This window comes from Brevundimonas fontaquae (assembly GCF_017086445.1).
GTDB classification, from domain to species: domain Bacteria; phylum Pseudomonadota; class Alphaproteobacteria; order Caulobacterales; family Caulobacteraceae; genus Brevundimonas; species Brevundimonas fontaquae.
In genome coordinates this window covers 692,761-706,228 of record NZ_CP070968.1, presented here as the reverse complement: position 1 = coordinate 706,228, position 13,468 = coordinate 692,761, and the positions used below count along the sequence as shown (strand labels likewise).

Here is a 13,468-nt window from a genome sequence, read left to right as displayed (position 1 = left end):
CCTCCAGGAGCAGCCAGTCGAGCCGTTGCCTGAGTTGATCGTCAGAGAAGCCGGGCACCCAGCTTCTAGCTAGACCCGCTTCCAGCGCGTGAGGCGGACGGGATCCTGAATCGCGTCATCTGCAGCGAATTCTGATGCCGAGGCATAGGCGACATCGCTCCACGGAGCGAAATACTGCGCCTCCGGCGAGAGGAGCCGAGACTGGTCGGCCCAGGGGACGGCGACCGGCCCGCTTTCTTCTGGCCGCGAGAGCGCGATTTTGCAGATGGTTCTCAAAGCTCGAACTTGTTCATATCAGTCTCGCCAGGCGCGGAAGGGCGACGCTGTCATCGTTGTCGAAGGCTCGGCGCCGGAAGGGCGTTGAGTTCGCAAATCAGAGCCCGACAGCGATCGAATATGATTGCCGCGAGGTTCGGCGGATAGATGTGCTCGCTCCCGTGGGCGATCTCGTTGCGAATGTGGACCAGCAACGCATGATCGTCGCCCCACTGACTTGTCTGCGGGGCCGACAGAATGTTCCGTTCAACCGCATAGCCCAGGCGCCTTGCGAGGCCGGGCATCTTATTGGCGTCAGCGCCCAGTCGGGTCTTCAGGGCGAACTCGAGACTGGCCAAGGCCTGACCGGCGGCGACCACCATCAGTTCATAGTCGAGCCAGCCGTAGATCAAGGCGTTCAGGGCGCGCGCGTAAATCCGGACCACGACCTCAGGCACACCCGCAGGCAACTCCAGATCCGCAACCATGTCGTAGTGGTCGCGGAAGCTCGACGGGCGCAGGCCGTCGATCGGGTCGTCCGTCATCACGATCCGATATCGGGAGTCGGGCTCCAGGGCCTCCGCGTAGGTTTTCATTCGCGCCTGTCCCTTGGCAATGACGTCGCTGTCCGGCTTTGTAGGTCTATGGCCAAATACGATCCGCTTCGAGACTATCTCCGCAAACAGAAGACCGATGAACTCGAGCTCTCCTTCGTCGAGATGGAGCGCAAGATCGGCTATATGCTGCCCAAGAGTGCAGGCCTGCCGCAGTGGTGGGCTAACACGACCGACCCGGCGACGACCCATGTTCAACGCAAGGCCTGGGGCGACGCCGGCTTCGACGCCTTCCTGATCGCCGGCGCCGACCGCGTGCGTTTCAAGCGAGTTCGATCTCCAGGTTCGAACGCCTAGCCTCCGAAGTCGAACGCTGTCTGGTTCTCCGGAACACCGGATTTCCGTTTCTGGCGAGGTCTCTCTGGCCGCAAGGCTCGCTGCGGCTCTGCCATTTTTCGCCCGACCGTCGGCGATTCGACCGGCTTCGCCGCCGCCACCATCACCCGGGGCTCCGGCAGACGCCGCGGCGTCCTCGCCCGTCGCCAGGCCAGCAGTTCGCTCTGCCACCATCCGACCCTGTTCTGCGAGACTTGAACACAGGCCGGGAAATCTCCAGTCTTCTGCATACGCCAGACCGTCGTCCGGCTCAGACCGCAGATCACCTTCACCTGCGACCAGGGCAGGATCCGGTCCTCCAGATCGTCGAACGGCGACGGCTCCTTTACCGTATCCATGACACCGCCTCGTCCGCCCGGCGCTCCAGCACCTCAGCCAACAACCGGGCGTCTCGCGCCGCATCGACCGGATCGCGGATTTCCCAGGTGCGAAGAATATCCTTCAGGGCGAAGCTGACCGCCGGGTCGATCAACAGGTCCGCCACGGTGGGCGACCACTCGGTTCTGAAGCCATCCAATCCCGCCTCACCCATGACGCCGACCCCTAGCCGCGGGCGGCGCAGACGCGCGAAGGTCGCTGACCTGATTCATAGCCCAGGCGCGAAGCACGCCACGCGGATAGTAGGGCCTGTGCCGAACGTGGAGACAAGGGGGGCCATTGCCGCCGGTGGACCACAGTCGCGCAAGGGTCTCGGGCTTCATGCGGATGCCAAACTGGATCAGGAAGGCGGACGCTTCCTTGCGGGTCAGCAGATCTTCGTCGGCGTCGCCAGCCACAGCCGCCACCGGTTCTGTCGCGGGGATCATCGACCGGGCTCCCGCGCCTGGCACTCCCGGGAATTGCGGGCGCCCCTCCCGGCCGAGAGCGCGAGGTAGCAGTCAATCGCGGCGGCGACGTAGGCCTGCGTCTCCGCTATGTTCGGAATGCGCCCGAGCCGGGCGACACGATCCGGTCCCGAATTATACGCCGCGAATGCAAGCTTAACGTCCCCGAAGCGGAGCAACTGCCGGGCCAGATAGTCTGCCCCGCCATTGAGGTTCTCGATCGGATCAAACCGGTCCCGAACGCCGAGATCTGCCGCCGTTCCCGGCATCAACTGCGTCAGGCCGCCGGCCCCGACCGGAGACACGGCATCGACCCGGTATGCGGATTCCACAATCACCAGGGCGTGGAGCATCTTCGGATCCAACCCGTGGCGCTCAGCCGCTGCGGCGATGGCGTCCATGAACGGCTGGGACAGGGGCGGCAGTCGGGGCGTGGCGTCTTCGACGCCGGCCAGGTCCGACACCGGCTGCGAGGCGGGACGTCCAAACAGATCGCCGCCGGCAATGCGCCAATCGACCGATTGAGCGGAGGCGTCGCAGGTCGCAAGCGCCAGGGCCAGAGCGGCCAAAAAGGGTCTCACCATGTCAGAGTCTCCCGAAACACCCCCTCCAGATCCCGGGTCCGGACGGGGCCAAAATAGCGACTGTCGAAACTTCCCGGCGTGTCGCCGAGCAGGAAGAGCTCGTCGGGCGCCAGCCGACGGCATCCGGTCCAAGCGGGCAGAGCCGCGCCGCGTCCATCACGGTCGAGAACCGGGACCACCCGGCCCGGCGTGCGGATCGCCTGCCCTTGCCGGCAAACAGGGTCGCCGCCGACGGCCACCACCCTTTTGATCAGCAGGACATCCTCAGGCATCCCGAGCGTGCCCAGATAGCGGCGGGCGAGCGGGGGCTGGGGCAGAGCGACCATCGCCCCCCTCTCCGGCGGCGCGCCGGGCCGTCGCAGATACAGGCCGCGCGGCACGCTGGGGCTCTCGTTGACCAGGGCCAGGGCCGGCGTCCGGTCGACGATCAGGGCGCCCAGGGTGAGGAAGAAGAGGGTGACCCCCAGCACGGCCCAGCGGTTTCCATTGTCCAAGGGCGAGGTCATGGGCGGTACGGCTCCAGGATCAGGTCGCGGGTGATCATCACGCGGACTGGGGCCCCGGCGCGCAGACGGATCGACGGCCGGACCTCCAGCTCGCGGTCCACCAGCCGGCCCCCGACCTGGGAGCCCTCGATGGCGGCGGCGTCCCCGGCGTCACCCAGCAGACCGCCCGATCCGTCGCCGTCTCCATCCCGGGCAATCTGGCCCAGTGTGGTGATGGCGCCGGCGAACAGGGTCCCGACCAGCAGCGGGAACAGCCGCCGATCGACCTCGCCGCGCAGCCCGACCGCGCCTTGTGCATCCACGCCGGGCTCACCGGTCAGGACCAGGCTCTTGCCATTAGGGAGGATCAGCCGGTCCCAGGTCAGGAAGGCGCGCCGGTCGCCGTAGGCGCTTTCGCCCTCATGGCGGCCGATGAGGCGGGTCCCCTGCGGCAGGACGAGATGGCGTCCGCTGACCGTGTCATAGACATTCTGCGAGACCGTCGCCACGACCGGACCGGCGCGGGAGGTGTCCACTCCAGTCAAAAGGACTGCGGGGATGATCGCACCGGCCTTCAGCTCATAGGGTGACAGGGGCGCCGTCAGCGTGTGGCCGTTGTAGGTGGCGCCGACATCCGAAGCGTCCGGACGAGCGTCGGTGTTGACTGGACGCGCCACGGCACGCGCGTCTTGACCGCTCCCGGATGACTGTCCCTCGAAGAACAGCCCCGATCGCGCCGCCTGTTCGCCCGGACTTGGCCCGGTCGCCCGGGTCGTCCGCGATGGCGCATACCCGGCCCCGTACCGGACCGGCGCGGGCGGCGGCGTCAGAGCATCGGGCACAGCCGTCTCGGGCTCGCCCCCATTGCGGGGCTCGGGCAGCCGGTCATAGGTCGCAGGCTGATCGGTGACCGCTTCGGAGGGCCGAACGGAGCCCCGCGCCTGGTCCTCCCGGCCCTCGACGGCGCGGAGCCTGGCGCTGTCACGCAGTTCCGGCTGGACGACAAAGGCCCAGGCCAGGGAGCCGGAGACGAGGATCACGCCGCCGATGACGAGGGTCTGGACGACAGACTTGCGCAGCCGGGTCACCGGCGGACGCGGCGCCCGCATCGACAGGCCCGGGGGCGGCACCTTGGCCGCGCCGGCCAGGTCGGGGCCGACCTCCGGTCCAGAGTCAGGCTCCGTCGATGGAGAAACGTCGTCGGGATCGTGGGGACTATCCTTGAACGCGGTCATCGGGCGGCTCCCTGGAGGCGGCGGATGCGGACGATCTGGGGGCGACGATCGCCGAGCCGTAGCTCGGCGCGGTCGAAGACCCGATCGACGATGAACAGACCCCCGGCCTGGCGGTAGTTGACCATCTGGGTCTCGCCGTCAGCGGCGATCACAAAGAGGGCCGGGGCCTCGTCGATCTGCAGATCGGGATCGAAGGCGATGAAGGTGCGCTGCCCGTCATTGAAGACCGAGGCCGGTGTCCAGCGCGCCCGGCGACCCTGGGGCTCGATCCGGTAGCGCGCGTCGATCGGCCCCTCCGGCATCGCCACAGGGTCCGACACGCGCATCTCTGCGGCCTCGGCGATCGGCTCCATGGCCGGGGGATCCATTGCCCCCGCATCCCAGGCGATCGCGGCATTGAACCCCGAGGCATCACCGCTCCTCAGGTCGATGAAATAGACCCGTCGGTTGGTGGTCAGGACCAGGTTGGTCTCCAACCCTCGTTGCAGCGGCTTGAGGAGGACGTGGGTTCGCTGACCAGCGCCGTCGCCTGAGCTGGTCTCGCCGATCTGCCAGCGGACGGTGTCGCCGGCCGCCTTGGAGACCAGGGTCTCGCCGGCCCCCAGGGTCAAGGTGGTGACCCGCAGAGGCGCCGTCCAGACCTCGAACACCCGACCCGGAGACCAGGCGAACACCTGGACCCCACCGACGAAGGCATCCGAACGGGAAGGGGCCCGGGCGTCCAGGTTGGCGGCGACGATCGCGCGTCGGCCGGTCAACGCCGTCGCAGTCGCCGCGGGCTCCGGCTGCGCCTCGTACGCAACGCCGACGGTATCGGTAGCCAACGGTGTCGGATCGGAGGCCGGCTCCACGACCGGCACTGTCACCTGGGGCAAAGGCTGATCCCCGATGATGGCTGCAGCCTCGGCCGCGACGAGAGGTCGTGGCGCCGCCGTCGGCGGCGTGGCCGTTCGACTGAGCACGGCGCAGCCGGACAGGCTGAGGCCCAGGCCGGCCAGGATCAGGAAGCGTCGGGGGTCCATGATACATCCTCGATTTTCAATCCAAGGGGGTTTTTCATCAGCTCGGCCTCGGTGCGGGGCGGCTGGGTCGTTGTGGTGATCAGGGCGCGCCAGCGCTCGACGCCGGCCTGCTGGCCGTTGACGAAACGGGTCTCGCGCCATTGCAGGTCGTAGGTTCGCTCGGTGCGCCGCACGACGTTGAGCACCTCGACGTTGACGGCTTCGCGCCCGACCTCGGCGAAAGGGTCGTGAGTCTGGGCCCAGGCATTGAGGAAGCTCGCCGCCTTGGGGGTCATCAGGTCGTAGGCACGAAGCCAGTTCTGGCGGATGACGATCGGGTCGATGGACTTTGAGCGAACATCGCGCACCCAGCCGGCGAGGGCATGGCCGATCTGGGCTTCGCTCGGTTCGTAGCGCCCGCCGATTGCGGTGATCCGCTGGGTCTCGCCCCAGTCGGAGACCTCGACCACGAAGGGCTTGACGACGGCCCGGTCGGCCTGGACCCACCAGCCTGCGCCGAGGAAGCCGGCGAGGACGAGATTGGCCACGGCGATGCGTCGCCAGTTCCGGGCATGCGCCAGAGACAGGCCCATACGGTCGTCCCAGATCTGGCCCGCGCGCTGGTATGGGGTCATCTCGGGTGCCGAGGCCAGGGCGCGTTTGGGACGAAAGAAGGGGTGCATGGTCAGGACTCCTCGGTTCTCAGGTTGGGAGACAGGACGCCGCTGGTCTCACCGGCAGGCATGAGCCCGCGCCCGGCGTTGGCGACGAAGAAGGCTTGCAGGGCCCGCGCGCGCGCGGGCGCTCTCGCCCCGCCGGACGCGGTCGACTGCGCAGCGGCTCGATGGAAATCGGACCGGGCGGACCGGGCCTCCGCCGCGATCTTTTCAGCCGCTCGACCGGGGCGCGCCCCGTCGCCCGCGCCGTCGTTGGCCGCGCCACCGGATCCCGACGCTTCACCCGAGGCCGATCCCGACGTTTGGCGAGGCCGCCACGCCACTGCCGGCTCGGACATCCCCCCCGAGGGGGACGACGGCGCGCCCGACCTCGCCCCGCCCGACGGCCGACGCGGACCGGAGGGCGACGGATTGTCGTTGGCGGGTCCGGGCGGCGTGGAGGGCGGAGGCGACATCGGCGGGGTCGGAGACCGGCCGCCACCCGCGCCGGCCGCCGCCCGGGCCGGGCCAGACATCCTCGCCGCGCTGCCCCCAGCCGCCGTGCCGGCTCCCGCGACTCCAGCACCGGCCAGCGCGGCGCTGCCGCCGACGGCGATGCCGGCCGTGATGGCGGCGCCGGCGCCGAGGGCCGGCCCGCCCGTCACCAGGGCCGAGGCCAGATTGGGGATGAACATGGCCAGCATGGCCAGAAGGATCGAGGCGACGAGGATGCTCAACGCCTCGTAGATGTCGGGATTGGCCGAGGGCTGGAGCTGGTCGAAAACCGTCCGGGCCCCGGAGATGACGATGGCCAGGGCCAGCACCTTGAGGCCCGACGACACGACGTATCCCAAGGGCCGCTCGGCTAGGAAGGCGGACTTGTTCCAGATGCCGAAGGGCAGGAGGATGAAGCCGCCCAGGGTGACGATCTTGAACTCCAGCAGCGCCACGATGATCTGCAGGGCGAGCACGGCGAAGGCCAGCATGATGCCGATCATGGCCAGGCCCAGGATCAGGGCGTCCGCGATGTTGCCGACCACGTCGAGCGGGTTGTCGACAGGCGCCGGGGTTTCGCCGAGCGCTTTCACGATCTCCCAGCCCTGGGCCAGGATGGCGCCAGGATTGAGGAAGTCGGCGCGGCTGAGCGATCCGCCGCCGGCCGTCAGACCCAGTTCGATGAAGCCGGCGTAGATGGTCTCGGACAGCTGTTGCCAGTCGTTGATCAACCAGGCGAAGGCGCCGATCAGCAGCACCTTTCCAAAGCCGGAGGCCAGGACTTCGCGATTGGAAGACATCGCCCACTGGATCCCGGTCAGGGCGACGACCAGGACGATCAGGAGCCCGAAGACGCCGTTGACCGCGCCCTGCAGGGCGTCGAACCCGGCCGAGACGGTGTTCGAGAACACCACCATCAGCTCATTGGGGGTTTCCACTCCGACCGACATGCTGCCGCTCCTCAGTCCCGCGCGTGCGACAGGGGATCGAAGGTCGGTGCGGCGGGCGTGCCGGCCGAGCCCGCCCAGCGGCGGCGACGGGCCTCGTCCCCCGAGGCCTGGGTCGCGGCGTCGCGCGCCGTCGCCTCGGCCAGAAGGCGGGACTGGGCCAGCATGATGGTTCGCAGCGCCGCGAGATCTTCGGCCAGAACGGCCAGCATCTGATTGGAGGACTGGATCGCGGCGGTCTGGCCTGCAGCGGCCTCGCTGGCCGACAAGGCTCCGCTCAGTCGCTGATTGCGTCCCTGTCCGAGACGTTCGAGCTCGGCGGCGGTGCGTGCGACGTCTTCGGCCGTGCGCCGGGCGTTGGCAGTCCGGGCCTGACCCTGCTCCAGGAGCCGCAGCATGTCAGAACCGGACAGATCTTCGGGATACAGGCTCTGGAACTGCTGCTCCAGGCCGCTGACCGAGCTAGCGATTCCTCGCGCGGTGCGGGCCAGTTCCGCCATGTCGCGCAACGACTGGCTGTTGCCGGTCAGATGGCTATAGGGCGAGGCCGCGAGGCTTCTGGCCTCATTGGCCAGGCTCTCCAACTGTCGCGCGGCCTGAAGCGCGTTTTCAATATGGTTGCGTGGATCGAAGACGACCTGTTGCGCGGGGACGGGAGTCGCAGTCGCCAGCAGGCTGACGGCGACGAGGCCGGCGACCAGGATCTGGACCGGCCTATTCGGCCGCGAGCGGTCGGGCGAAGGCGTCGAAAACGGCGTCAACATGGTGCACTCCCTTGGCTGTTAGGAATTCCCGCGCGAATCCGGCCTCTCCGGAGGTGGCGAGAATGTCGTCGATGAGGGTCTGGTCTTCCGGCGCGCTGGCGCCGCACAGGGCGAGAGCCACGCCGGTCAGGCGCAGGTCGAACAGGCGTCGGCCGCGGGGCTGGCGCCAATAGTAGGCCCGCTTGGGCGTGGCGAAGGCGATCAGTTCCAGCTGGCGTCGGTTCAGGCCGAACCCCTGGTAGAGGCGCGCCGAAGACGGCTCCAACGCGCGGGGGTTCGGAAGGAACACCTGGGTCGGGCAGCTCTCGATCAGACTGGTCGCGATCGGCGAGGCGGCGACGTCATCCAGGCTCTGGGTCGCGAACACGACGGCGACCCGCTTCTTTCGGAGCGTCTTGAGCCATTCCCGGATCTTAGCCGCAAAGGCGGTCTCGCCAAGAAACAGCCAGGCCTCGTCGAGGACGAGCAGTGTGGGCCGACCGTCGAAGCTGCGCTCCAGATGATGAAAAAGCGCCGACAGCACCGGGGCCACGGCCGAGGGCGTGGCCATCAGGCTTTCGAGTTCGAAGGTGTCGAACCGACTCGGAACCATTGCCTCGCCCTCGCCGTCCAGCAGGGCGCCGTGCGGACCCTTGAGGGTCAGAGGCTCAAGAGCCGCGGCGACGGCCTTGTCCTGCACCAGGGCGCTGAAGACTGTCAGAGTGCGCTGCGCCACGGGGGCGTCGGCCAAGGCTGCGAGCGCCGCCCAAATTTCTTCGCGGATCCTTGGCACAGGCTCCAGGCCCGCGAGCCGGACGGTCTCTGCGATCCATTCCGACGCCCAGGCCCGTTCGATCTCCTGGTCGATGCCCGCCAGAGGCTGCAGCGAGAACCGCGCGCCCGGTTCCAACGCGCGCCAGCAGCCGCCGGCGGCGAGCGTCGCGGCCCGCGCCGATCGGCCCTTGTCGAAGAACACCACGCGGGCCTCCGGGTAGCGGAACCACTGCAGGGACAGGAAGGAAAGAAGGGCGCTCTTGCCCGAGCCGGTCGGTCCCACGACCATGGCATGGCCGACATCGCCGACATGGAGCACCAGACGGAACGGGGTGGACCCTGTCGTGCGGGCCGTCGCCAAGGGCGGGCCGTTAAGGTTCAGGTCCATGGACGGACCAGCCCAGACGGCGGACACCGGCAGCAGATCGGCCAGATTCAGGGTCGAGACGAGCGGTCGGCGAACGTCGGCATAGGGCTCGCCCGGCAGGGAGCCGAGCCAGGCCTCCACCGCATTGAGGTCCTCGATCCGGGCCACAAGGCCCTGAGCGTTCAGGACCGCCTCGACGGCTCGCGCCTTGGCAGCAGCGCCCTCTTCCGTCGCATCGAGCACGGTGACGGTGAGGGTCAGATAGCCGAAGGCGCAGGCCTCCGCGCCGAGGGTTGCCAGCGCCCCGTCGCACTCCTCGGTCTTGGAGGCCGCATCGGTGTCGAGGAGCGGCACCTCCTCCTTGGTGATGGCCTCGCGCAGGAGAACGCCCACGCCCTTGCGCTTGGCGAACCAGCGCTTCCTCAGCTTGACGATCTCGCGCTCAGCTTCGGGTTTGTCGAGACCGATCCAGCGGGCCGTCCAGCGATAGGGAAACGGAAGGGCGCCGAGCGCATCGAGCAAGCCGGGCCGGGTCACCGAAGGCAAACCGCGCACGGAGACGACCTTGAGCCAGCGATCTCCGAGACGCGGGGCGATCCCGCCCGAGAGGTCGGCGTCCGCCAGCCATGCGTCCAGATACATCGGAGACTCCGGGACGGCGACCAGGAAGTTCCTCGGCGAGACACAATCGTGAAACCAGGTCAGCAGATTCGTGTCGTCGAGCGGTTCGATCTCGGGAAGCGCGTCGGACAGCAGGTCGAGCGTGGTCGCTGCCTCCCGGGTGAAGAGCGCCAGGGCCTGGCGCCAATCCGCGCCGCCCTTGGCCAGGCCATCGAACAGCCAGCGCTCCATGCGCCGCGTGTCGTCGGCCGGCGGGAGCCAGGTCAGGGCCAGGCGAAAATCGGTCTCGAAAGCGGGGTCGCCCGCCTCGAACCGGCTCCGGCGCTCCTCATCGAGAAGCCAAGCGACGTCGATGTCGAACGCGCTTTCCGGATAGGGGGTGGCCTCGCGCCGACGCGCCTCCATATGCAGGCACCAGCCCGTCCCGAGCCGCTTGAGCGCGTTGTTGAGGCGCGCCCGCACCGCCATCAGTTCATCCTCGGTCGAGGATTCCAGGTCCGGTCCCCGGAACCGGAAGCCCGTGGTGAAGGAGCCATCCTTGTTGAGGACCACGCCCGGCGCGACGAGAGCGGCCCAGGGCAGATGGTCGGCCAGGGCTGCCGGCCGTCTGCGATGTTCTTCGAGAAAACGCATGGATACCTCACGCGTCCAGGTGGCCAGGCAGGGCGAGGTGGCGCCGCAGCACATCGAAGAACCGACGGTCCGCTCTGGCCGCCCACAGGCCGATCGCATGGGCCGCGGCCCACCACAGGAGGCCGAGCCACCAGATCCGCAAGGCCAGGCCGAGCACCACCGCGATGGTCCCCATGGCGATGGCGTAGTCCCGGGGCATGCCGGCCATGAGAACAGGCTCGGTCAGGGCCTGGGCGACCGGAAGGTCCCAGCCCTCCGGACGGCCGTCCTGAAGGGAGCCGGCCATCATCCGATCTCCGCCCCGCCGGCGAAGCCGAAGAAGTCGAGGAAAAAGGTCGAGGCGGCGAAGGCGATGCAGAGGCCGAACATGATGCCCAGGCCGCGTCGCATCGAGGATCCGTTCTCGCTCATCGCGATCCCGGCCCCGAAGATGACGACCGCAACGACCGCAGCGGCCTGAACCACGGGTCCCGTGATGGACTGGACCACCTGCTGGAGCGGCCCTTCCCAGGGCATTCCCGACCCTCCGGCCAACGCCGGCCCAGCCGTCATCAGGCCGCACATCATCATCGCGCCGAACAGGCGGCGCCCAAGTCTTCCTCGCATATCTTGCTTCCTGTGTTCAGCGCGTCTCTGCGCGATGCATCACATTGCAAGCAAATATATCCACAGGTTGTCAACTCTGTGTATCGATTATTTTGCGCGACTTGCTTACGACTTCATAACAACTCTTCATGACTCATAATATGACTTGAGATGACTTCGCACCCCTTAGTCGATTCAACTTTGATGGCAACTTGCGGAGACTTGCGTTCTGGGCCCGGCAGCGCTCTTTGCTGAAGGAGGCTGTCTTAATTCCGGGTGGTAAACTGGCCCAGGGCCAGGGCGCTCGTCGCGTCACCGCCGTCAGTCGAGGGCATGACGCCGAGGACGACCGGAGCCTGCCGTCCAGCGGCATTGTGAGGATGTGGACAGCCCGATCGACCGCCGGGGCGATCGCTCAACGCGGCGTGCAGCACGAAACCTCTGCGCTCAAATCCCCGATGAAGCGACGAACGCCGTCCAGATCGCGACCAAGGCTAGGCCAGTCCGTCGTAGATTTGCAGGCGGATCCCGGCGTCGTCAGCCACACCCGGATCCATGAAGGCGTTGGTTTCGCGAAGCGCGCTTTCTGTTTCGGCAAGCGTCGTCCAGGGAAGGGCGGCGACCCAGCGCTGGGCGAAGTCGAGCGTCCTGACCAGAGGGCGCGGATTGCCGACGTTCGACAGCGCCTTGAGGGCGCTCAAATAGTTGCTGCGAAAGATCGTGGGAATGACCAGTCGCTCTTCGGTCTCGGCGACCAGTTCCGCGTTCATCATGATGCGGGCGATGCGGCCGTTGCCGTCGGCGAACGGATGCACCTCGGAGATGAGGAACATCATATAGACGGCGCGGGCGAAGGGCGTCTCCAGGCCACGGTAGAGGTCGAAGCCTTGCGCCAATGTGCCCTCGACCTGATCGGGCAGGACAAAGAAGGTCTGCCCGGCGCGATTGGCTTCGCGCTTGAACTGGCCCGGCCCCTTGTCGGGACGAGCGCTCATCAGGGTGGCGTGCCGCGATTTCAGCAGGGCCGTCAGGTCCTCGGGGGTGCGGGGACAGCGCGTCATCTCGACGGGATCGGAGACGATGCGCCAGGTGCCGAGAACATCGTGGGCGTCGGCCGGCCGTTCGGAGGGGATGACATTGTTGAACACGATATCGGCCGCTTCGCTGACGGCGAACTCGGTGCCTTCGATGAAGTTGGAGAAATAGGCCTCGAAGAAGGCCAGAGTCGCTCTTCCATCACCCGAGCGCTCCCGTGCCTGGCGCATGACCGGTGCGGTAGCCCGCAGTTCGGAATAGAGCGCCTCGAAGAGTTTGACCCGGTCCGGGTCAAAGGGCGCGCCGGCTCCACGCGCCTTTGCACGATCGGTCTCAAGCGGCGCATCACGGGTGCCGAGCAGGGCTCCGATCAGGCGATCCAGTTCGATCATCTCCGCGTCACGGTTCAAGGCCGGCGCGATGCGGCGAGCCTCGTCGCGCAGGCTGTTCAAGGCTGCCTTGCCAGTCCGGCGCACGATGTCGTCGAGCCGGTTTTCCAACTCGGCCCGCGACAGGGTGCGACTAACCTCACCGGTGCGGCGTCTGGATGGAGCGATATTGTCGAGGTAGGCCCGCGCCAGCGACGACAGGTGGAGGCCGCCGATATACGGTCGGTCGCTGTCGAGCGGCGACGGCCCTTGACGCGGCCGTATCGTCAGTCCCGGCAAAATGACGTCACGCTTTCGGGCGGAGACGACAAAGACCGATCCGTCGGCCGCCGGGGCGTTCTCTATCGCCGTCCGGTCGGCGATCAGCGCCCCCGGCATATAGGCGGCGACCACCTGCCACAGGTGTCGACGAATGATGGCTTCCGGCGGATCGACGAGGTTACGCGTATAGAGCCGGGGTCCAAGCTGGCGCACCAGTCCCTGAGCGCGGCCTCGGGCTACGGCGTCCGAAAGCGCCGTTGTCGAAAGGAAGACTTCTGGCAGATCCGCCAACGGATTTTTGGGCATGGGGAAGGCCTCCGAAGGCCTTTTACAGGATTTTTGTGACTTAAGCTGTCTTTTATGCGGATTTATGGGATTTAGGATCGTTCCCAGACCACAGGGCCGAAGTTCGAACAGACAGAAAGCCTGTTGGACTGCGGACGGCGTAGTCGTGTCTACGAAGCGTATCTCGGACCGGGAGACCGCTTCAATCCCAACGTCGAGGACAATCCAGCCTCACGCGAGAACGCTGATCGCGTAGCCATCGTCATCAAAGGGCTCGACGCCCGCGACGAGACATTGAGTCTGCCAACCACTAACCCTCTTCCCAACCAATGCGAAAAGCACC

The 13,468-nt window shown here is 67.3% G+C and carries 15 protein-coding genes; 1 reads left to right on the top strand and 14 read right to left on the bottom strand.

Annotated elements, in window-relative coordinates:
• Positions 1–326: 326 nt before the first annotated feature.
• The gene (locus tag JX001_RS03355) at positions 327–851 is read right to left on the bottom strand and encodes a hypothetical protein (RefSeq protein ID WP_205682296.1); all 525 of its coding nucleotides are present in this window, start codon (positions 849–851) and stop codon (positions 327–329) included.
• A gap of 48 nt (positions 852–899) precedes the next feature.
• Here JX001_RS03355 and JX001_RS03350 point away from each other — a divergent pair, with 48 nt between their 5' ends.
• The gene (locus tag JX001_RS03350) at positions 900–1,166 is read left to right on the top strand and encodes a DUF7662 domain-containing protein (RefSeq protein ID WP_205682295.1); all 267 of its coding nucleotides are present in this window, start codon (positions 900–902) and stop codon (positions 1,164–1,166) included.
• Here JX001_RS03350 and JX001_RS03345 read toward each other — a convergent pair.
• From JX001_RS03345 to JX001_RS03285, 13 genes are all read right to left on the bottom strand, one after another.
• Positions 1,163–1,543, bottom strand: coding sequence for a helix-turn-helix transcriptional regulator (locus tag JX001_RS03345; RefSeq protein WP_205682294.1), 381 nt, complete (start codon positions 1,541–1,543; stop codon positions 1,163–1,165). The genes JX001_RS03350 and JX001_RS03345 overlap by 4 nt on opposite strands.
• Positions 1,531–1,737, bottom strand: coding sequence for a hypothetical protein (locus JX001_RS03340; protein ID WP_205682293.1), 207 nt, complete (start codon positions 1,735–1,737; stop codon positions 1,531–1,533). The genes JX001_RS03345 and JX001_RS03340 overlap by 13 nt, the downstream gene beginning before the upstream one ends.
• 270 nt (positions 1,738–2,007) lie before the next feature.
• A complete protein-coding gene (locus tag JX001_RS03335) occupies positions 2,008–2,613 on the bottom strand; it encodes a lytic transglycosylase domain-containing protein (RefSeq protein ID WP_205682292.1) in 606 nt (201 codons plus the stop codon).
• On the bottom strand, positions 2,607–3,119 hold the full coding sequence (locus tag JX001_RS03330) for a S26 family signal peptidase (RefSeq protein WP_205682291.1): 513 nt from the start codon (positions 3,117–3,119) through the stop codon (positions 2,607–2,609). The genes JX001_RS03335 and JX001_RS03330 overlap by 7 nt, the downstream gene beginning before the upstream one ends.
• Positions 3,116–4,333, bottom strand: a complete 1,218-nt coding sequence (locus JX001_RS03325) for a TraB/TrbI/VirB10 family type IV secretion system protein (RefSeq protein WP_205682290.1) — start codon at positions 4,331–4,333, stop codon at positions 3,116–3,118. The genes JX001_RS03330 and JX001_RS03325 overlap by 4 nt, the downstream gene beginning before the upstream one ends.
• Positions 4,330–5,355, bottom strand: coding sequence for a P-type conjugative transfer protein TrbG (gene trbG, locus JX001_RS03320; RefSeq protein WP_205682289.1), 1,026 nt, complete (start codon positions 5,353–5,355; stop codon positions 4,330–4,332). The genes JX001_RS03325 and trbG overlap by 4 nt, the downstream gene beginning before the upstream one ends.
• On the bottom strand, positions 5,334–6,017 hold the full coding sequence (gene trbF / locus JX001_RS03315) for a conjugal transfer protein TrbF (protein WP_205682288.1): 684 nt from the start codon (positions 6,015–6,017) through the stop codon (positions 5,334–5,336). Before trbF ends, trbG begins: the two co-directional genes overlap by 22 nt.
• Positions 6,018–6,019: 2 nt before the next feature.
• Positions 6,020–7,435, bottom strand: coding sequence for a P-type conjugative transfer protein TrbL (trbL, locus tag JX001_RS03310; RefSeq protein ID WP_205682287.1), 1,416 nt, complete (start codon positions 7,433–7,435; stop codon positions 6,020–6,022).
• Positions 7,436–7,446: 11 nt separating this feature from the next.
• Complete coding sequence (locus JX001_RS03305; protein WP_205682286.1) at positions 7,447–8,196, bottom strand: TrbJ/VirB5 family protein; 750 nt, start codon at positions 8,194–8,196, stop codon at positions 7,447–7,449.
• A complete protein-coding gene (gene trbE / locus JX001_RS03300; protein WP_205682285.1) occupies positions 8,147–10,570 on the bottom strand; it encodes a conjugal transfer protein TrbE in 2,424 nt (807 codons plus the stop codon). Before trbE ends, JX001_RS03305 begins: the two co-directional genes overlap by 50 nt.
• A gap of 7 nt (positions 10,571–10,577) precedes the next feature.
• Entirely contained in the window at positions 10,578–10,859 is a 282-nt protein-coding gene (locus JX001_RS03295; RefSeq protein WP_434082625.1) for a VirB3 family type IV secretion system protein, read from the bottom strand.
• Complete coding sequence (locus JX001_RS03290) at positions 10,856–11,176, bottom strand: TrbC/VirB2 family type IV secretion system protein (protein ID WP_241004740.1); 321 nt, start codon at positions 11,174–11,176, stop codon at positions 10,856–10,858. The genes JX001_RS03295 and JX001_RS03290 overlap by 4 nt, the downstream gene beginning before the upstream one ends.
• Positions 11,177–11,649: 473 nt before the next feature.
• Positions 11,650–13,146 (bottom strand): Fic family protein, encoded by a 1,497-nt coding sequence (locus tag JX001_RS03285; RefSeq protein WP_205682284.1) that lies wholly within the window; start codon positions 13,144–13,146, stop codon positions 11,650–11,652.
• Positions 13,147–13,468 lie beyond the last annotated feature (322 nt).

What these genes read in the sequence shown, in the direction of transcription:
- JX001_RS03355 (WP_205682296.1), bottom strand. Translation starts at nt 851, where the DNA reads ATGAAAACCTACGCGGAGGCCCTGGAGCCCGACTCCCGATATCGGATC.
- JX001_RS03350 (WP_205682295.1), top strand. Translation starts at nt 900, where the DNA reads ATGGCCAAATACGATCCGCTTCGAGACTATCTCCGCAAACAGAAGACC.
- JX001_RS03345 (WP_205682294.1), bottom strand. Translation starts at nt 1,543, where the DNA reads ATGGATACGGTAAAGGAGCCGTCGCCGTTCGACGATCTGGAGGACCGG.
- JX001_RS03340 (WP_205682293.1), bottom strand. Translation starts at nt 1,737, where the DNA reads ATGGGTGAGGCGGGATTGGATGGCTTCAGAACCGAGTGGTCGCCCACC.
- JX001_RS03335 (WP_205682292.1), bottom strand. Translation starts at nt 2,613, where the DNA reads ATGGTGAGACCCTTTTTGGCCGCTCTGGCCCTGGCGCTTGCGACCTGC.
- JX001_RS03330 (WP_205682291.1), bottom strand. Translation starts at nt 3,119, where the DNA reads ATGACCTCGCCCTTGGACAATGGAAACCGCTGGGCCGTGCTGGGGGTC.
- JX001_RS03325 (WP_205682290.1), bottom strand. Translation starts at nt 4,333, where the DNA reads ATGACCGCGTTCAAGGATAGTCCCCACGATCCCGACGACGTTTCTCCA.
- trbG (WP_205682289.1), bottom strand. Translation starts at nt 5,355, where the DNA reads ATGGACCCCCGACGCTTCCTGATCCTGGCCGGCCTGGGCCTCAGCCTG.
- trbF (WP_205682288.1), bottom strand. Translation starts at nt 6,017, where the DNA reads ATGCACCCCTTCTTTCGTCCCAAACGCGCCCTGGCCTCGGCACCCGAG.
- trbL (WP_205682287.1), bottom strand. Translation starts at nt 7,435, where the DNA reads ATGTCGGTCGGAGTGGAAACCCCCAATGAGCTGATGGTGGTGTTCTCG.
- JX001_RS03305 (WP_205682286.1), bottom strand. Translation starts at nt 8,196, where the DNA reads ATGTTGACGCCGTTTTCGACGCCTTCGCCCGACCGCTCGCGGCCGAAT.
- trbE (WP_205682285.1), bottom strand. Translation starts at nt 10,570, where the DNA reads ATGCGTTTTCTCGAAGAACATCGCAGACGGCCGGCAGCCCTGGCCGAC.
- JX001_RS03295 (WP_434082625.1), bottom strand. Translation starts at nt 10,859, where the DNA reads ATGATGGCCGGCTCCCTTCAGGACGGCCGTCCGGAGGGCTGGGACCTT.
- JX001_RS03290 (WP_241004740.1), bottom strand. Translation starts at nt 11,176, where the DNA reads ATGCGAGGAAGACTTGGGCGCCGCCTGTTCGGCGCGATGATGATGTGC.
- JX001_RS03285 (WP_205682284.1), bottom strand. Translation starts at nt 13,146, where the DNA reads ATGCCCAAAAATCCGTTGGCGGATCTGCCAGAAGTCTTCCTTTCGACA.